This window comes from Microbacterium sp. NFH-22A-Y (assembly GCF_021401375.1).
Taxonomy (GTDB): Bacteria; Actinomycetota; Actinomycetes; order Actinomycetales; family Microbacteriaceae; genus Microbacterium; species Microbacterium hominis.
In genome coordinates, this window is record NZ_JACBGF010000002.1 from 960424 (window position 1) to 977909 (window position 17486).

General features: G+C 69.2%; 15 protein-coding genes. 3 read left to right on the plus strand and 12 right to left on the minus strand.

The features are described 5' to 3' along the window. Window positions 1–32: 32 nt before the first annotated feature. Window positions 33–3752: a multifunctional oxoglutarate decarboxylase/oxoglutarate dehydrogenase thiamine pyrophosphate-binding subunit/dihydrolipoyllysine-residue succinyltransferase subunit gene (locus tag L0965_RS10285; protein WP_082808049.1), complete on the minus strand. Its 3720-nt coding sequence runs from the start codon at window positions 3750–3752 to the stop codon at window positions 33–35. 122 nt (window positions 3753–3874) lie between these two features. Between L0965_RS10285 and L0965_RS10290 the strand changes: the two genes are divergently transcribed. Then, window positions 3875–5332, plus strand: coding sequence for a GuaB1 family IMP dehydrogenase-related protein (locus tag L0965_RS10290; protein WP_101306691.1), 1458 nt, complete (start codon window positions 3875–3877; stop codon window positions 5330–5332). A 288-nt stretch (window positions 5333–5620) separates the two neighbouring features. Further along, window positions 5621–5779, plus strand: coding sequence for a hypothetical protein (locus L0965_RS10295; RefSeq protein WP_157831632.1), 159 nt, complete (start codon window positions 5621–5623; stop codon window positions 5777–5779). Window positions 5780–5879: 100 nt separating this feature from the next. On the opposite strand, the gene L0965_RS10300 is transcribed toward L0965_RS10295, so the two are convergent. The 9 genes from L0965_RS10300 to L0965_RS10340 all read right to left on the minus strand — a co-directional run bounded on the left by L0965_RS10300 (window position 5880) and on the right by L0965_RS10340 (window position 13342). Beyond that, complete coding sequence (locus L0965_RS10300; protein WP_101306689.1) at window positions 5880–6536, minus strand: hypothetical protein; 657 nt, start codon at window positions 6534–6536, stop codon at window positions 5880–5882. A gap of 206 nt (window positions 6537–6742) precedes the next feature. Beyond that, window positions 6743–7060, minus strand: a complete 318-nt coding sequence (locus tag L0965_RS10305) for a hypothetical protein (protein ID WP_101306688.1) — start codon at window positions 7058–7060, stop codon at window positions 6743–6745. A 269-nt stretch (window positions 7061–7329) separates the two neighbouring features. Beyond that, on the minus strand, window positions 7330–7920 hold the full coding sequence (locus L0965_RS10310) for a hypothetical protein (RefSeq protein ID WP_101306686.1): 591 nt from the start codon (window positions 7918–7920) through the stop codon (window positions 7330–7332). A 4-nt stretch (window positions 7921–7924) separates the two neighbouring features. Further along, the gene (locus L0965_RS10315; protein ID WP_234057984.1) at window positions 7925–9895 is read right to left on the minus strand and encodes a hypothetical protein; all 1971 of its coding nucleotides are present in this window, start codon (window positions 9893–9895) and stop codon (window positions 7925–7927) included. A gap of 82 nt (window positions 9896–9977) precedes the next feature. After that, window positions 9978–10265, minus strand: coding sequence for a hypothetical protein (locus L0965_RS10320; RefSeq protein ID WP_101306684.1), 288 nt, complete (start codon window positions 10263–10265; stop codon window positions 9978–9980). After that, the gene (locus L0965_RS10325) at window positions 10262–10519 is read right to left on the minus strand and encodes a hypothetical protein (RefSeq protein ID WP_157831630.1); all 258 of its coding nucleotides are present in this window, start codon (window positions 10517–10519) and stop codon (window positions 10262–10264) included. Before L0965_RS10325 ends, L0965_RS10320 begins: the two co-directional genes overlap by 4 nt. Continuing rightward, entirely contained in the window at window positions 10516–10713 is a 198-nt protein-coding gene (locus L0965_RS10330; RefSeq protein ID WP_101306682.1) for a hypothetical protein, read from the minus strand. Before L0965_RS10330 ends, L0965_RS10325 begins: the two co-directional genes overlap by 4 nt. Before the next feature lie 403 nt (window positions 10714–11116). After that, the gene (locus L0965_RS10335; protein ID WP_198553632.1) at window positions 11117–12844 is read right to left on the minus strand and encodes a hypothetical protein; all 1728 of its coding nucleotides are present in this window, start codon (window positions 12842–12844) and stop codon (window positions 11117–11119) included. Window positions 12845–12865: 21 nt separating this feature from the next. Beyond that, the gene (locus L0965_RS10340) at window positions 12866–13342 is read right to left on the minus strand and encodes a hypothetical protein (protein WP_101306680.1); all 477 of its coding nucleotides are present in this window, start codon (window positions 13340–13342) and stop codon (window positions 12866–12868) included. Between the two features lie 381 nt (window positions 13343–13723). On the opposite strand from L0965_RS10340, the gene L0965_RS10345 reads away from it, so the two are divergent. Then, a complete protein-coding gene (locus L0965_RS10345; RefSeq protein ID WP_157831628.1) occupies window positions 13724–14296 on the plus strand; it encodes a hypothetical protein in 573 nt (190 codons plus the stop codon). A gap of 191 nt (window positions 14297–14487) precedes the next feature. Here L0965_RS10345 and L0965_RS10350 read toward each other — a convergent pair whose 3' ends face one another. Beyond that, window positions 14488–15177, minus strand: a complete 690-nt coding sequence (locus tag L0965_RS10350; RefSeq protein ID WP_101306677.1) for a hypothetical protein — start codon at window positions 15175–15177, stop codon at window positions 14488–14490. 737 nt (window positions 15178–15914) lie between these two features. Beyond that, window positions 15915–17456: a recombinase family protein gene (locus L0965_RS10355; RefSeq protein WP_101306675.1), complete on the minus strand. Its 1542-nt coding sequence runs from the start codon at window positions 17454–17456 to the stop codon at window positions 15915–15917. Window positions 17457–17486 lie beyond the last annotated feature (30 nt).

A 17486-nucleotide genomic window follows, 5' to 3' on the forward strand; every position in this document is an offset into this window, starting at 1 on the left:
GTCGGGTGTGTCGGGCCCCTCGTCTCGCCGCGTCAGACGGTCAGCGCCTTCTCGAGGATCGCGGCCTGCTCGCGCGCGTGCACCTTCGGCGAGCCCGTCGCCGTCGAGGCGGCGGCGGCGCGGGACACGCGTCGGATCGTGCGACCGTGCAGGTGCTTGACGACCTCGAGCGCGATGAACGGCCACGCGCCCTGGTTCTCGGGCTCGTCCTGCACCCACACGAGCTGCGCGTTCGGGTACCGCTCGATCACGGCGTTGAGCTGGTCGATCGGCGCGGGGTAGAGCTGCTCGAGGCGCACGAGCGCGACCTGCGGGTTGGGCTTCTTGTCGAGCTCGGCCTTCAGATCCCAGTGGATCTTCCCGGAGTGCAGCAGCACGCGCGTCACGCCCGACGGGTCGATGTTCCGGTCGTCGTCCAGCACCGGCTCGAAGCGTCCGCTGGTGAACGCGTCGACGGGGCTCGTGGCTCCCCGAAGACGCAGCATCGCCTTCGGGGTGAAGACGATCAGCGGGCGACGCGGCCGGGCGTAGGCCTGACGGCGCAGCAGGTGGAAGTACGACGCGGGCGTGGAGGGGCGCGCGACGGTCATGTTGTCCTGCGCGCACATCTGCAGGTAGCGCTCGATGCGCGCCGAGGAGTGGTCGGGCCCCTGGCCCTCGTAGCCGTGGGGGAGCAGCAGCACGACGCTCGACTGCTGACCCCACTTCTGGTCGGCCGCGGAGATGTACTCGTCGATGACCGACTGGGCGCCGTTGGCGAAGTCGCCGAACTGCGCCTCCCACAGCGTCAGCGTGTCGGGCCGCTCGACCGAGTAGCCGTACTCGAAGGCCATCGCCGCGTACTCGCTCAGCAGCGAGTCGTAGACGTAGAAGCGGCCCTGGCTCTCGGACAGGTTCGCCAGCGGCAGCCACTCCTGACCGTTCGCCCGGTCGTGCAGCACCGCGTGACGCTGGACGAACGTGCCGCGGCGGGCGTCCTGACCCGCGAGGCGCACGTTCGTGCCCTCCATCAGCACCGAGCCGAAGGCGAGCAGCTCGCCGAAGCCCCAGTCGATCTGCCCGTTGCGGCTCATGTCGAGGCGCTTGTCGAGCAGCTGCTGCAGCTTGTTGTGCACCGTGAAGCCGTCGGGCTTATTGACGAAGGCGTCGCCGATCTGGTTGACGACCTCGACGGACACGCCGGTGGTCTCCGGCTCGCCGACGGCCTGGTCGACCGGTCCGGTCGTCGAGGGCGAGACGATGCCCGTGGCGCCGGTCTCGGCGGCGTGCGTCTCGGCGAAGGCGATCTCGAGGCGGTTCTGGAAGTCCTGCTTGGCCTTCTCGTACTCCTCCTCGGTGATGTCGCCGCGACCGACGAGCGACTCCGTGTAGAGGCGGCGCACGGAGCGCTTGGCCTCGATGAGGTTCGTCATCAGCGGCTGCGTCATCGACGGGTCGTCGCCCTCGTTGTGACCGCGGCGGCGGTAGCAGACGAGGTCGATCACGACGTCGCGGTTGAACTCCTGGCGGTAGGCCACGGCGAGCTCGGCGACACGCACGACGGCCTCGGGGTCGTCGCCGTTCACGTGGAAGATGGGCGCCTGGATCGTCTTGGCGACATCCGTGGCGTACACCGAGGTGCGCCCGTCCTGGGGGAGGGTCGTGAAGCCGACCTGGTTGTTGACGACGACGTGCACCGTTCCGCCCGTGCGGTAGCCGCGCAGCTGCGACATCTGCAGGGTCTCGACGACGACGCCCTGGCCGGCGAAGGCCGCGTCGCCGTGCACGAGGATGGGCAGCCAGGAGAAGGAGCCGATCGGCATCCGGTCCTGCTTGGCGCGGACGACGCCCTCCAGCACCCCGTCGACCGTCTCGAGGTGCGAGGGGTTGGCGGCGAGGTAGACGGGCAGCTCCTCGCCGGCATCCGACACGAACGTGCCCTGCGTGCCGAGGTGGTACTTCACGTCGCCCGAGCCGCTCTTGGAGCCGATCGCGACGGAGCCCTCGAACTCGCGGAAGATCTGGCTGTAGGTCTTGCCGGCGATGTTCGTCAGCACGTTGAGGCGGCCGCGGTGCGCCATGCCGATGGCGGCGCCGTCGAGGCCGGCACCGGCGGCGCCCTGCAGGATCTGGTCGAGCAGCGGGATGAGGGACTCGCCGCCCTCGAGGCTGAAGCGCTTCTGGCCGACGTACTTCGTCTGCAGGAAGGTCTCGAAGGCCTCGGCCTGGTTGAGCTTGTCGAGGATGCGCAGCTGCTCGTCGTGGCTCGGCTTCTGGTACTTGACCTCGACGTTGTCCTGGAACCACTTGCGCTGGGCCGGGTCCTGGATGTGCATGTACTCGACGCCGACCGTGCGGCAGTACGAGTCGCGGAGGACGCCCAGGATGTCGCGCAGCTTCATGAGCCGCTTGCCGCCGAAACCTCCCGTGACGAACTCGCGGTCGAGGTCCCAGAAGGTGAGGCCGTGGTTCTCGATCTCGAGGTCGGGGTGCGTGCGCTGCACGTACTCGAGCGGGTCCGTGTCGGCCATGAGGTGGCCGCGGACGCGGTAGGAGTTGATGAGCTCCTGCACGCGGGCGGTCTTGTCGACGCGCTCGGCGATGTCGACGTTGATGTCGCCGGCCCAGTGGATGGGCGCGTAGGGGATGCGCAGGGCCGCGAAGACGCCCTCGTAGAAACCGCGCTGACCGGTGAGCAGCTCGTGGACGATCTTCAGGAACTCGCCGGAGCCCGCGCCCTGGATCACGCGGTGGTCGTACGTGCTGGTCAGGGTGATCGTCTTGCCGATGCCGAGCTCGACCAGGGTCTTCTCGCTCGAGCCCTGGAACTCGGCGGGGTACTCGAGGGCGCCGGCGCCGACGATGCAGCCCTGGCCCTTCATGAGGCGCGGCACGGAGTGGACCGTGCCGATGCCGCCGGGGTTGGTCAGCGAGATCGTGGTGCCCTGGAAGTCAGCGGCGGTGAGCTTGCCCCCGCGGGCGCGCTTGACGAGGTCCTCGTAGGCCGAGAGGTACTCGCCGAACGTCAGCGACTCCGCCTGCTTGATGGAGGGCACCATGAGCGCGCGCGTGCCGTCGGGCTTGGGCAGGTCGATCGCGATGCCGAGGTTGATGTGCGCGGGGGCGACGACCGACGGCTTGCCGTCGATCTCGGCGTAGGACACGTTCTGGCTGGGGAAGGCCTTGAGCGCCTGGATGAGCGCCCAGCCGATGAGGTGCGTGAAGCTGACCTTGCCGCCGCGCGTGCGCGACATGTGGTTGTTGATCACGATGCGGTTGTCGATCATGAGCTTCGCCGGCACGGTGCGCACGCTCGTCGCGGTCGGCACGGTGAGGGACTCGTCCATGTTCGCGGCGAGGGTCTTCGGCATGCCGCGCAGCGGCGTGACGACGTCCTCGCGGGCGGCCGGGGTCGGCGTCGGGTCGGTGTTCGGCGCCTGGGCCGGCACGGGCTGCGGCGAGGCGGGCCGCGCGGTGGTGCGCGCGACCGGCTGCGCGCCGACGACGGGGATCGGCGCGGTCATCGGGCGGGCGTCGGTCGCCGCCGGGGCGGTCGGCGCCGGAGCGGATGCGGCGGCGGGGGCCGTCGTCGCGGGCGCGGGCGTCCCGGCATCCGTCTGGGTCTTCTCGTACGCCTCCAGCACGGGCCACCAGGCCCGGTCGACCGAGTCGCGATCCTTCGCGAACTGGTCGTACATCTCGGCGACGAGCCATTCGTTGGCCCCGAACTCGCCGTCGCTCGAAGTTCCCACGCCGGTCACCTGACTGGACACGGTTGCGCCTGCTTTCATCGATGAACTTCAGATCGTGCGAGGCCCGCTGCTGTGTATGGCGCGGCCCACACGCACACGTTCATCAAGGGTATCCCAGGTTTTCTGTCGGTACCGTGGGAACCATGCAGTTCTCCGGCGCCCAGCCCACCGTCGATCTCACCTACTCCGACGTGTTCCTCGTGCCCCGTCGCTCGGGCGTGACGAGCCGGCTGGACGTCGACCTGTCGCCGCGCGACGGCACCTCCGCGACCATCCCACTGGTCGCGTCGAACATGAACTCGGTCACCGGTCCCCGCCTCGCCGCTGCCCTCGCCCGCCGCGGCGGGCTGGGCGTGCTGCCGCAGGACATGCCGCTGCAGGACATCGACGCGGCGATCCGCTGGGTCAAGGACCAGCCCGTGCCGTGGGACACGCCCCTCGTGCTGGGCGCCGATGCGACCGTCGCCGAGGCCGCGGCGCTGCTTCCCGCGACGGAGGGCCACGGCATCGTCGTGGTGTCCGGCGACACCGCCCGCGTCCACGTCGACGACATCCTCGGGGTCGTGCCGGCCACGCGCCTCGGAACGGCGCTTCCCGACGCGCGGCTGGGCGATCTCGCCCGCGGGCGCGGGGCCTCGATCGACGCTGACGACGTCACCGACGCCCGCCACGCCTTCGACCTGATCGTCGCCGCGGGCGCCGAGACCGTCTGCGTCCTGCACCACGGCTACCTCGTCGGCACGCTCTCGCAGCGCACGGCGCTGCGCTCGACGCTGTACCGCCCCGCCGTCGACGCGGACGGTCGACTGATCGTCGCGGCGGCCGTGGGCATCAACGGCGACGTCGCCGCCAAGGCCCGCGCGCTCGTCGCGGCCGGCGTCGACGTGCTCGTCGTCGACACCGCGCACGGCCACCAGGAGGGGATGCTGCGCGCGCTGCACACGGTGTCGGAGCTGGGCCTGGGCATCCCGATCGCGGCCGGCAACATCGTCACGGCCGAGGGCGTGCGCGATCTCGTCGGTGCGGGGGCGACCATCCTCAAGGTGGGCGTCGGACCGGGCGCGATGTGCACGACCCGCATGATGACCGCGGTGGGCCGCCCGCAGTTCTCCGCCGTGCTCGAGACGGCGCAGGCCGCCGCCGAGCTCGGCGCGCACGTCTGGGCGGACGGTGGCGTGCGCTACCCGCGCGACGTGGCGCTGGCCCTGGCCGCGGGCGCGGCATCCGTCATGATCGGCTCGTGGTTCGCCGGGACGATCGAGGCTCCGGGCCAGCTGCAGGTCGACGAGGCCGGCCGCGTCTTCAAGGAGTCGTGGGGGATGGCCTCGACGAAGGCGGTCCAGGGCCGCTTCGGGCGCCTCGACCCCTACGAGCGCGCCCGCAAGGAGCTGTTCGCGGAGGGCATCTCGTCGTCGAAGATCTACCTCGACCCGCTGCGGCCGTCCGTGGAGGACCTCGTCGACATGATCACGTCGGGCGTGCGGTCCTCGTTCACCTACGCGGGGGCTGCGACGGTGCCCGCGTTCCACGAGCGTGCGACGGTCGGGCTGCAGTCCGCCGCCGGTTACGAGGAGGGCAAGGCCCTGCCCGTCATCACCTAATTTATAACAGGGTCGGCTCCACTCTGTATGTCGCGTAAGACGACTCACGCGCGTCTTTTTTCGTGGTCAGAAGGCAATTTGCATGCTCGACCTTCTTGTCGCTACGGTCCACTTGGCGGCTCCGAGAGTCGGAGCGCCGGAGAGGCAACTATGCAGAGTCATGAAGGTGCAATTGCTGGGCTGGCGAGGCTTGCGGATACGGGCTACTCGCGCGAGGTTGACGAGGTCGCTCTCGAACTCGCCGCGCGAAGGTGGGGAGCTGCCCACGCGACGGGAGATGTGGATGCGATGGCCATTGCCGACCACATCGTCGATGCAATCGTCGATTGGGCCGATTGGGTCGGAGACCTCGACCTCCTCGGAGTGACAGGCGAGGAGTTCGCTTGGATGCTTGAGCGCGCCGAGGGGCGGGTTGCGATGCATCGCACGGCTCTGATCGCTGCGTAGGACGAGTCCCGAGATACACCAATTATCTCGGGACTCGCCTGTCGGTGAGCCTAGAGCAAGGAGCCCTTCACACGTCGTCGTGCGGAGGGCTCCTTGTGCTTCACAAGGTTGGGACGAGCGTGATGGATGGGTGGGAGAACTCGATCCGCTGGCCGGCGCGCGGGCCGTTCTTGGCGACGAAGCTCGTGGGGACGAGCTTAAGGAAAGCGGACGCCTTGCCATCGCCATCGGCGAGAGCGTCAGCGAGGATGTCCTCGGTGCCGTCGTAGGCGAGGTCGCGCACGAGGCCCCAGGAGCCGGTCTGGAACTTGAAGATGCCCAGGTCGGGGTCGGCGGCGAGGCGGAAGTAGAGCTCCGTGTCGGGCACCGGGCCGAGTCCGTCCTGCCCCTTCTGCTTGCGCTCGGCGAAGCTCAGCGAGGCGTCCGGGTCCGGCTCGTCCGTCGGGTTGCCGGAGTCGTCGAGCTTCCACTCGCCGTCTGTCGCGTAGACGAGCTTGTTGGCGCGCGACCAGAAGACCATGCGCTGACGGATCGGCTTGACGATGACGATGTCGACCTCGGCGGATGCCGTGAAGACCTCGATGTCGTCTTCGCCCTTGGTCTCGAACTTCTGCGGCGCGTCTCCGCCCAGGAGTTCGTGGATCTTGGCCGCGACCTCCGGGTCGCCGGTCGTGACGCGCCACTCTTCGAGTGAGGCGGGTCGTCCGTTCACGGAGTGGCCGGCGCGGAAGTAGGCTACGGTCCGAGGGGTATCCATGTGAGCCAGTTTGGCTCATGTCCACGTCCCGCAAACAGGGCAACGCGCTCCGAATATCGACATGTGGGTCTCGTCATTGGGGCAGGGCATCGGGGAGTCGGGGGAGTCCATCACGGCGGCGCAGTCTAGAGACGCGATTGGCCGATTTTGCTTCCGCGTAGAAACGACGAAAGGCCCCGCCTCGGGAGTGAGACGGGGGCCTGGAGTCAGCGGCGAGTGAGGCGGCGGAGAGTGGCGAGGTCGACGGTCTCGCCCTCGCGCAATCGGACTCCGCGGAGGGCGGGTACGCCGACTCCGCGAAGGCGAAACTCGATGTCGTAGGTGCCGGTGACGAGCTGCCGGTCGTAGCGGCCGTCCGAGTCGAGTGTTTCGCGGATGACGAAGGCGATGACCGTGTAAGGCGCACCTTCCGGCACGTCGAAAGACTGCGGACGGAAGACGATGTCGCCGACGGCGGGCGGGTCGCCAGGTTCGGCGAAGAATAGGCGCCCGGCGAAGCGGCCGGTGGGAGGGTACGGGGTCACGCGAGGTCGTAAGTCAGCGTGGCCGAGACGCGAACGGGCGAGGAACAGACGACTACGGCGCCCCGCGTGAGCTGGGTTGGCGTGGAGTAGATGCTGACGCTCGACTCCCCAGCGGGGACATGGGCTACAAGCATGAGCGGCCCAGGGTCGTCGACGTTGGCGGAGTCGTGGACGGTGATCAGAGTCTGCGTATCGGCTTGGGCGGCGAGGCCAGAGAGCTGTGCGGGGCCTGCGGCGATGAGGTGAGCGGTCACGAGGGGCCCTTCGAGTTAGGTGGTGGCGAGGTCGTCGTCGTCTCGGCGGGCGCGCTCCGCTGCTAAGACGATGGCCTCGGCGAGGCGCGTGGCGTCGCGCTTGGGGATGCGGCGCGGGACGGGGTAGGCGACCGCGCGCGCCCAGTCGACGACTCGACCCTCGGCGAGCGCGGCGAGGCGGGGAGGGTGCCGGAGGGCGGCCACGTTTACACGCACCGTAGCGTCGTCGAAGTCGACGAAGAGGGGCGGTTCGCGGCGACTGACTTGGTCGATGAGTTCGCAGGCGAGCTCTTCGGCTTCGTCGGCCTCGACGTCGAGCTCGCGGACGACGAGCGCCGCCCAGACCTGGATGCCTCCCTCACGGAGCGCGCGAATGCGCTCGCGGCCGAATGCGTGGGCGTAGCTCAAGTCGAGTCGGCGCCCGCGCCATGTCGCGGTGAGGCGGCGTTCGGGTAGGGCGGCGCGGAGGCGCGCGGCGAGCTGGACCGGGAGGCCGAGGCCAGACGTGCCGTCCATGACACGAAAGGCCCCGGCATCCCAGATGGACGACGCGAGGCTGAGCTCGCTCCCCGATGGGGCGATGAGGGACAGGTCGACGTCAGCCATTCAGTTACCTCCAGGCGCCCGCTGCCGTCGCCGCCTTCTGCTGAGCACGGGCGCGGGCGAGCTTGGCCGCCTTGTCCTCCGTGGAGGACGAGTAGTCGTAGTAGTGGATCGGGTAGGAGTCGCCTCGGGCACCCGGGTCGTCACCGGGGAAGTCGCCAGGGCGGCGGCCGTTTGCCGGCGCCACGTCAGGCACGTCAAGAGACGGCGAGACCGTGAAGCCGGACAGCGACGAGGTGGCGGCATCCGCGAGGCCGAGAGCGGAGTCGGCGACGGCTCCTTGCATGCGGTCCATACCGCCGATGAGGCCGAGACCGACGTTGCGGCCGATGCCCATGAAGAGGCGGCTGGGGGAGTGGATGCCGAGGAAGTCGAGCACTCCGCCCACGGCATCGCGGACGATGCCGACGATGCCATCCCATAGGGCTCCTGCCATTGCCCCGACGCCATTGATGAGCCCTTGGATGAGGTCGCGGCCGGTCTCAAATAGCCATGTTCCGATGCCAGCGAGTGCGGTGCCGATGGCGGGGAGGAGCCCCCGGAACACCTCGACGACGAGATTGATTGCGCCGCGAACTGCGCCGACGATCATCTCCCAGGCGCCCGAGAGGATTTGCTTGATGCCGTCCCACGCGCCGGACCAGTCGCCCTTGATCACTGCCGTAACGGTGGCGATGATGCCCTGCACGACATTCATGGCGCCGCGGATGATGTCCGCGACGGCCCCGAAGACGACCTGAACGACGGGCAGCAGCGCCTCTACGGCCGGCATGAGAATGTCCGCCAGCGTCGAGACGAGCGGCATGACTGCTTCGGCGAGCACACTGATCAGGTCAGCTGCGGTGGTGAGGACTGGCGCGAGGGCCTCGAAGAGCGTCGCGATGACAGGCAGCACGGCGGCGAGAACGCCGGAGAGGATGCCCGTGAGGGTTTGGATGACGGGTGTGAGCGCTGTGGCGGCCGTGGTCAGCGCCCCGGCGAGCACCCCGGCGATGCGGCCAAGCGTCTCGCCGATGAGTGGCAGCACAGGCGCAAGCGCTTGGAAGGCAATGCCGACGGGGGAGATGTTGGGAAGGAGCGCGGCGAGCGCGGCGCCGAGCTGGGAGAAGGCAGGGTTGCCAAAGATGCTCGCCAATGCCGGGCCGACGTCGCCGATGAGCGGCATCGCCCCCGCGACGAGGTCGGCGAGCAGGCCGACGGCGGACGACGCGGCCGGTAGGAACGCCTGGCCGATGCTGGCCTGGAGGTTCTCCCAGCCCGACGACAAGCGGGCCTGCTGTGCCTGGAGAGAGCCGCTCTCGCGCGCGAGAGCGCCGTGCGCGTCGGCGGTCTGCTTCATGATCAGCGACAAGGTCGCGGCTTGGCTCGCCTCGGTGGAGAGCGAGCCGCCGACCTTGGCGAAGCCGAGTGATGCCGCCTCCGCGTCGATGGCTGCTTGCGTCAGGGAGACGCCGTAGCGCTCGATGGGATCGCGCTCACCCTTGAGGGCGGAGGACAGCGCGCCTACAGCGTCGGCAGTCGAGCCGCCAAACATCGCCGCCATGTCGCCGCCGAGCGCGATGAGCTCCTGCGTCTTGCCGCCGAGGTCGCCGATGGCGGTGCCGCCGTTCTTGAGCTGCGTACCGAGGACAGTGGCGAGCTCATTCGCCTCGTTGCGGGTCAAACCGAATGCGGATGACGCGGATGCCGCGAAGGCGTGCATCCCAGCAGATGAGCCCTTGAAGACCGCATCGATAGCGCCCATGGACTGCTCCAGAGCGCCGGCCGAGGTGATCGCGCCGCCGACGAAGTTCCCGAGAGCGAGCGCACCGGCCGCTAGCATCGCCGGGCCGACCACGGACTTCAAGGAGCCCATGATCGAACCGCCCAGCGACCGGCCGGCGTCGGCGCCGAGCGGGTTCAGGTCTCCCGAAAGCGCCTGGCCGAAGCCCTTCGTCGTGGGAAGGACGGAGACGGTGGCGTAACCGACGTTTGTCATGAGGGGCTCCAGATGGAACGACAAGGCCCCCGTCTCCAGGGCTGGAGCGGGGGCCTGTGCGCGTGAGGTCGAGGGTGGGGGTCTAGCGGCGCCTGACGGATAGGCCGGCAGCGGTCGCGGCCTTGCCCAGGTAGCCGTGCTTGGCTTCCATGGCGATGCCCGCGGGGTGTGCGAGGGTCACGCTCGCTGCCGCTGTGATGCGTGTCTCGAACGCTCCGACACGTACGTCGACCGGCTTGCCGGAGGCGGTCGGGGTGCCGACGTTGCGTTTGACGGCGTCGGCTGCCGCAGTCACCGCACCGCGGCCGACTGGGCCTTTGAGGAGCTCGATGATGCCGGCGCGGTCGAGTCGAAGTTTGGTCGCGCTCATCGGCGCGGCAGAGCACGTCCGAGCATCGCGAGCGCGAGCATCGCGCCGAAACGTCGCGCTTCTGCCTCGTCGAGATCGAGGTCAGCGACGCGCTTGGCCAGGTCGACGTACCGGCCGGCGTCGGCGAGGCTGCGAACGGCTGGCGAGTAGACGCGCCGAGCGTCGAGCGTCAGATCGCCGTCACGCCAGCGAATGACGAGCGGGATCGGCTTGGCCGCCCGCAACTGCCGCCGTGCGCGGCGTCCGCGTTTCATGGGGCGCCCAACGTGCGCGCGATGCCGACAATGACGGCGGCGAGACCCCACACAAGGAGGGCGGCGGCGAGCGCGACGATGCCGACCGTGATGGCGCCGCCGATGATGCGAGCGGGAAGTGACGGCTTCGGCGCGGCGGCGCCGGTCACTGCGGTGAAGAACGCGCGACGCTCGCGAGCGGTGAGACTTGGCATGAGAGGTTCCTCTTGGTTAGGAGCGGGCGCCGCCGCGGTACGGGGGCGCGGTGGAACGGGTCGGGTCGACGTCCGGCCACGCGTCGGGGTCGTGTCCGACCGCACGAATTGTGATGGCGCCTTCGGCTGACACGGTGATGAGGTCCGACGCCCGCTGCGTCGGCGGGAGACCGATCACACGCGCCCAGGTCATCGCACAGCTCGCTGCGCTAGCGGCGCTGTGGCCGCGCAGGCAGCCGCGAAAGCGCGCGGGTAGGGCGCTGGCGCGCCGGACGCGTACTGGCGCGCCAGAGCGACGCGCTCGGCGTCGTCGAGCCCGTCGGGTGGGATGTCTGCCGTCATCGGGTGACCGCAAATGGGCTCCAGCGTGATCAACATGGGTGTCTCCAGCGGTTGTGATTTGTTAGAAGCCGACGACGCGGCCGGGGCCCTTGCGGCGTTTGGCGTAGGCACCATCGGCGAGAAGACGGGTGCGCGCCATTCGGGCGAGCATGAGCGCGGCGAGAGCGTCGACCTTCTTGGGCGACTCGCGGCTCTCCTTGCCGAAGCTGATGCCCCAGCGGTTGATACGGCGGCGCCCGTTGAGGACGTGGCGGGTCAGAATCTCCGCGCCATTGAGTCCGGCCGACGCTCCAGCGAGGAGCTCGTGATCGCGCCAGGGCACCTCATGGTCGGTCAGCGCACGGTGCAGCGCCTCGGCTGCGCGCGTCGTGTCCATCTGGTGACCGCGCATGTCCCAGCCGATAGCGTGGCGAGTCGTGGCCTTCACGAGGAGGCGCTCGGCGTATTCGTCGCGCCAGGCGTCGATATCCGTCTCCCAGTAGGCGACGTCGGAGAAGAACGCGACGACGTCTAGGTGTGTAAACGCGAAGTCGACAGCATCGCGGACATCGGCCTTCGGGACAGCCCAACCCGCGCCGGCCGGCCCCTCCGGCTTCTCCCAGATGGCGAGAAGGAAGGGCGCGCCGTCCTCGATCCGCACAGCGACGAGCGCCGTCGAGTCGTCGGTCAGCGAGCCGTCGAAGCCGAGCGCGACCGTGTCACCGGTCGAGCGGCGACCATTCCACTCGCCCAGGCTGAGCGGGGCAATGTCGTCGTCGCGGTTCGCGTGCCACTCAGCGGGGGAGACCCAGGAGTCGGCTGCCGCGACGATCTGGTTGAGGTAGAAGCGGCGCGCCTCCTCGGGAGGCGTGTCGGGGTCGTAGACCTCGGCGAGGATGCGGTCGAGGTCGACCCACGTGGCGTCACCGTAGGCGGCGCGGAGGCCCTCGCGGACGTCGTCGGGGTCGGCGAGGTCGACGTCTAGGGGAGCTTCGCGCGAGTCGTAGAGGATTGAGGCGCCGTCGGTGGTCAGAGCGCGGCCCTCGCGGATCGCGAGGTGGGCGAGGTAGGAGCGCTCGGCGATCGACTCCTGGCCGGGGGCGTGGGCATTGGTCGTCTCGATGGCGCGGCCGTTGACCTTGGCGAGGTTGCGCCGGAGGACGCGCGCGAGCTTGGCACCCCCGTTGGACTCGGTCCAGTGGTGCGTCTCGTCCATGATCGTGAACGTCGGGCGCGCGCCCTCCTGGGTTGCGGCGTTGGCCGTGACGGGGACGATCTTGCCGCCGTCGGGCAGGAAGATGCGGGTCTTGCCGATGCTGTTGGCCTCGAATCCCAGGAGCTCGGCGAGCTCCTGGCCTTCGGCCATAGAGCGAATCGCGGACATCGTGTTTTCGGTCTGCGCTTCGGAGACGCCGGCGATGACGACCCACGGCATCGGGTGTCGGGCGCCGCGGCATCCCCCCACTGCCTCGTCGTCGAGGTGAGAGAAGCGCACGGGGCCGCCGAGCTCAGCGAGTGCGATGGCGCCGAGGAAGGGCGACTTGCCCCAGCCCTTCGCGCGACGGAGGACGCCGCGGCGATAGACGAAGCGGCCAAGCTCGTCGACCGCGTAGAACCAGAGAAGGAAGTTGAGCTGCTCGGGGGCGAGCACAAAGAACTCGCCGGCTGCGTCGCCGTCGGGCTGGAGGAGGTACTCCTCGATCCACGCGGCAATGTCGAAGCCGAGAGTGAGGACAGAACCGTCGAGGGGGAAGTCGTCAACCGTGAGAACTGCCTTGCGGCGGGCGCGAGCGGCGCGGGCTTTGGTCATGGCGCCCTCCTCGGGCTCGCCCTAGAAGGGCGCGGGCTCGCTGGCCTCGTCCTCCTCGGCGGGGGTCTGCTGGGCGGCTCGCGCCGCGGCGAGGCGGGCGGCGAGGTCGCGCGGCTTTAGCTCAGTCACGGGCGCGAGCTTGGCGCCGGGGTCGGGGCGCTCGATCTTGATGCGGGCACGGAGGCGGTCGGCGTAGGTCGCGCCGAGTCGCTCTTCGTTCATACGGATTTCCGACATGGCGGCGGCTGACGGGCTTTCGAGGTGCTTCTCGACCATCGGCGCCAGGAGCGCGAGGCGGAGCCAGTCGGTCGACTCGAAGAGCGCGGCCTGCGGCGAGCGCCGCCAGACGTCGTACCAGGCGAGGGTGGCGGGCGAGTAGTCGCCGTCGAGCTCGGGGCCGCGGACGACGGCGTCGTCCTCGACGGTCGCGAACTCGGCGCCTCGGCGGCGCGTGTCGCGCTCGCGCTGGCGCTGTTCTTTGGGGAGCGGGCCAGACATGGCGCCTCCTCGGGCTAGAAGCCGCGGACGCGGCTCTTGAGGCGCCGGGTCGACGCGGTGACGGTCGGGGTGTCGAGTCCCTCGTGCTCTGCCTGTCTGTCGAGGTGGCAGTCCCAGCAGTTGCCGAAGGCGCGCTCGGAGTGCGGCGGTAAGTCGGCGACTAAGAGGAGGCGCCCGCAGGGGCCGGAGCATCGTTGCATGGAGGGTCTTTCGTGAAAGGTAGGAACCTGCGCCGAAACCCTGGAACCCGCGCGCGCAGGCAGACGCTATGCGCTCCCGGGAGGGAGCGACCCGGGGGAGGGGGAGACCCTGGGGAGGGGGTTGAGCGGCGCGCGGCCTGTCGCGGCCCGGACAGAGGCACGGCGCGGGCACACTGGGGCTGTGCCAGCTATCCACTTCCATTTCACAGAGCTCGCCCAGTCGAGAGCTGAGCTAGGCGCTGTGCTGGACTCTGACGACGAGGTCGCTGTGTGGGCCGCTCTTGTACGAGCGCTGTCCAGCGTCTTCCGTACAGCGGAGAAGGTGCGAGTCGGGTACCCCGATTACTACTCAGCCAGGGACGCGGACCCGTATGGCGCTGCGCTCGGCGGACTCGTCTACTTCCGTGGCGAGACTGAGCACGCCCACGCGGAGGAGCTGTACGTGCCCGGCTACGCGGTAGCGGAGGTGTGGGTGGCTCGCGACGGGAAGTATGTCCGGGGGCAGGTGTTCGCGGGTCAAGGCGGCGAGTGGGTGCCCGCGATCCCCTACACACCTGCACGGGTGTTTCCGCCCCTGCACCCGACGGCGAGGCCCGACGCACACGGTCGCGACACGCACTACCGGACGCTCGTGGCTGGACAGCCGGTCGCGCAGGTCTTCATCGAGGCGGAGGCCGCGCTGAGGAGGCTAGCGGACATGCGCAAGACGTATGACTCCCGGCTACAGAACGACCAGGAGCGACGCCTGGCGTAGCACCCCTGCCTCGTCGGCGGCGGTGATGAGCTCGACGGCTTCGTCTCGGAGCGCTGGGAAGGTGCGGCGCGCTCGCTCGATCCAGAGCTCGCGGCGCGCGGTGTCAAGTTCGGTTGTCAACGCCACGAGCTGAGTGCGCGCCGCTGTCAGCGGGTCAGGTGGTTCGCGTGGTGCAAGCGCCGCGTCGTGGGTCACAGGTTGAACTCTCGCTTGAGAGTCGCGAGCTTCTCATCGGTAGCGATGTCAGCAACGTCGAGCGCTCGCACCCTCGCGACGAATCGACCCTTGTCCTCCGGGAGCATGATGGTGTTGTCAAGCATCCGCACCGCGCGTGCCTCGAAGTTGTCGAGAACTTCGTAGCCCGCCGTGACGTACTCGGTGACATCGTGGAGAGCGTTGTCGATGCCGTACCATTCCGTGCGCAGGCGGGCGCGGCGGCCGACGGCGGCGAGCAACTTGTCACGCTGAGTGAGCTGCGTGCGAAGAGTTGCGAGGGCGCGGTTAGCGGCGCGATGAGCGTCCGCGAGGAGCTTCTCGTGCTGGGCCGCGAACTCCTCCGTCGCCATACCCGCGTCGACGTGCGATTGCAATCGTTCGCGCGCAGCGGTGAGGGCGTGCTCAGCCATGCGGACGTCATCGGAGCGGTCGTGGTAGCGGTCGACTGCGGCTTGCCAGTCAGCCCGAGGGACGCCAGGCGCGCGCGAGGGTGACACCAGATTGCCGCTGAGTGACAGCTCGGCTGCTTCCTCGCGAGCGGTCGTGAGTGCCTCTGCTGCCTTAGCAAGCTCGACGCGCGCGTCAAAGTGTGCAGAAGCCAGCTCACGGGCACCGGGGATAGCGTCGATGATGTAGTCGGGAGGGAAGTCTGTGCTGCCGGCCATGCGGGGGTCCAATCGGTTTCGTGAGCCCCTGCGCGCTTGCGCAAGGGCCGCATCGCGGGCGTCGCCCGGTCAGTGTGGGTGAGCGCTGGGTGGCGCTTGGGGGAGGGGGCTTAGGTTGCGGTGGGCGCGAGACCCATCACGCGGCCAGTGCCCGCCGTGCGTCTCGCTGGAGCGCGGCCAGGTCGGAGGCGACGACGTCGTAGCCCTCCGCGAGGGCGCGGGAGTGAAGGGCTACCTGGCGCTGGAGGAGTTCTGCGGCAACGGTCGCGCGATGGGCCAAGCGCTCACGGCGGCGGCGTTGGCGGCAGGCAGCTCCGCACGTGAGCGCGTCGGCACGCGTGGCAGTGAACGGCCGTGCGCATTGGTCGCAATGGACGGTGGTGGACATGCGGCTCCTTCCGGGCGCGTGAGTCACGAGTGAGAGGCAAAAAGAAGCGCCCACTAGTCAGGTGGGGTCACTAAGAGAGGCCGCCAGCCTGCCCGATAGCCGTGACTCGCGGATGGCGGGGCGCGGCGGGCACGATGAGTGCCACATGGGGAGGCCGCCAGGCGCGGGGGAGTTGCCCAGGGAGGGGCGCCGGGGACGCTTGAGGGACGGAAGGGAGGAAGTAACCCTCCCTTCCTTATTCCGGCTATGAGAGAGAGTCGTCTAGTAAGAGGAATAGAGAAGGGAGGGTTACTTCTGCCCTTTCGTCCCTCGGCGACGGACTGCGGCCCGCTCGGGCTCCCCCGGCGCCCTACCCGGCGACCTCAAAGGCCGACAGCGCGGCGTACTCGTCCTCACGAGATAGCAGGACGGTAACGCGCTCGGCGACGGGGTCGGCCCGGGAGGAGCCTGGGGCAAGCGTCAGGTGGTCCACCTCGCGGAGAAGGAGCGTGCGCCGGGCGCGGACGCCCTCGGGGGTCGCTGGGTCGGCCGCGTGCCAAGCGTCGGCGAGTGTGCGTCCCGTGGGGACGAGGGTCGTGTGCACGGCTGCCGGCTGTTCCCTCAACGCGGCGCGACGCGCCTTGAGCGCCTCAATACGCCCCATGACGGCGCTAGCATCGACACCGTCGCTCATGAGCGCCGCGGTTGCATCGTGGAGTGCACGGTCGATGTCGGCGAGGTCGGCAGCCGCTTCGGGGTTCTCGACGACGCGGACCTCCTCCACCTCGGGCTGCGCGCCGATGAGACGGAGAAGGCGCTCCTCGACGAACTTCTCCAGTGCGTCGGCGCGCAGTTGCGGGCAAGGACATGGCGGGACGAGGTCGGGCTTCTTCGCTGCACAGCGGTAGAAGACGTGAGCCCCCGAGCGCACGACATACAGCTTCGAGTCGCACACCGCGCAAAAGGCGACGCCCGAAAGGACACGCGCGGCGCGGGTGCGGCGGGCGAGCTTTCCGCTGTCGACTGGCAACCGCTCGCGGAGAAGCGCGAGGGTCGCCGGTTCGATGATCGGCTCCCAGAAAGTGATCGGCACCCCGTCGTCGTCTGTGACGGGAACTCGTCTCCCGTTCACCTCGTGCGTCGTCCGGCCGAGGAGTGTGTCCGAGCGCAGGATGCCGCGAAGCACCGTGAGGTGCCATAGGCCTGAATCCAAGCCCTCCGTGGGGAGGTGGTGCTGCCGAGCCTTGCGTGCAGGGCTTTTCGTAGTCGGCACGCCTTCACGCTGGAGCCGCACGGTCAGCTCTGTCATCGATGCGCCGGAGAGGAGGCTAGCGGTGAGCTCGCGCACGATGGCAGCCTCGACGGGGTCTTGGACGAGGATGCGGCCGGGCCCGTCGGGGTTCGGCGCTGACCGATAGCCGAACGGCGGGACAAAGCCGCGGAAGCGTCCGACCTTGAGGAGGTGCGCCTGCGATGACTTGACGCGGGTGGAGGTGTTCTCGGCCTCGATGCGCGCGACCTCTGCGAGCACTGCGGCGATGATCCGCCATGCCGCCATGTCCGAGCGGAGACCGTCGCGGAGAGCGATGAAGGTGGCGTCGGGTCGTGCGTCGAGAGTGTCGACGAGGTCACCAAGGGCGGCGATACCCTGCCGGCTCCAGCGGTCGAGCTTCCACACGAGGAGATGCGACGCTTCGCCGTCGCGGATCATGCGAAGTGCCTCCTGTGCGTTCGCACGAGTCTTTCGCCCCGAGACCCCATCGTCCGCGAGCTCAGCGACGACGGCGAGCCCCTCGCGTTCGGCGAGGTCTAGAAGGTCTTGCCGCTGACGGTCAATGGAGGTCGAGGCGTCGTCGCTGGAGGACAGGCGCAGGTAGAGAACTGCGGTGTTCGAGGAGGTGAGTGTAGTCATGAGTGGGTAGGCCGCCAATCTGTCGGCAGC

Bases quoted from the DNA above. Each gene is read 5' to 3' on its own strand.
- L0965_RS10290 (WP_101306691.1), top strand. From the start codon at position 3,875: ATGCAGTTCTCCGGCGCCCAGCCCACCGTCGATCTCACCTACTCCGAC.
- L0965_RS10295 (WP_157831632.1), top strand. From the start codon at position 5,621: ATGGCCATTGCCGACCACATCGTCGATGCAATCGTCGATTGGGCCGAT.
- L0965_RS10300 (WP_101306689.1), bottom strand. From the start codon at position 6,536: ATGGATACCCCTCGGACCGTAGCCTACTTCCGCGCCGGCCACTCCGTG.
- L0965_RS10310 (WP_101306686.1), bottom strand. From the start codon at position 7,920: ATGGCTGACGTCGACCTGTCCCTCATCGCCCCATCGGGGAGCGAGCTC.
- L0965_RS10315 (WP_234057984.1), bottom strand. From the start codon at position 9,895: ATGACAAACGTCGGTTACGCCACCGTCTCCGTCCTTCCCACGACGAAG.
- L0965_RS10320 (WP_101306684.1), bottom strand. From the start codon at position 10,265: ATGAGCGCGACCAAACTTCGACTCGACCGCGCCGGCATCATCGAGCTC.
- L0965_RS10325 (WP_157831630.1), bottom strand. From the start codon at position 10,519: ATGAAACGCGGACGCCGCGCACGGCGGCAGTTGCGGGCGGCCAAGCCG.
- L0965_RS10330 (WP_101306682.1), bottom strand. From the start codon at position 10,713: ATGCCAAGTCTCACCGCTCGCGAGCGTCGCGCGTTCTTCACCGCAGTG.
- L0965_RS10335 (WP_198553632.1), bottom strand. From the start codon at position 12,844: ATGACCAAAGCCCGCGCCGCTCGCGCCCGCCGCAAGGCAGTTCTCACG.
- L0965_RS10340 (WP_101306680.1), bottom strand. From the start codon at position 13,342: ATGTCTGGCCCGCTCCCCAAAGAACAGCGCCAGCGCGAGCGCGACACG.
- L0965_RS10350 (WP_101306677.1), bottom strand. From the start codon at position 15,177: ATGGCCGGCAGCACAGACTTCCCTCCCGACTACATCATCGACGCTATC.
- L0965_RS10355 (WP_101306675.1), bottom strand. From the start codon at position 17,456: ATGACTACACTCACCTCCTCGAACACCGCAGTTCTCTACCTGCGCCTG.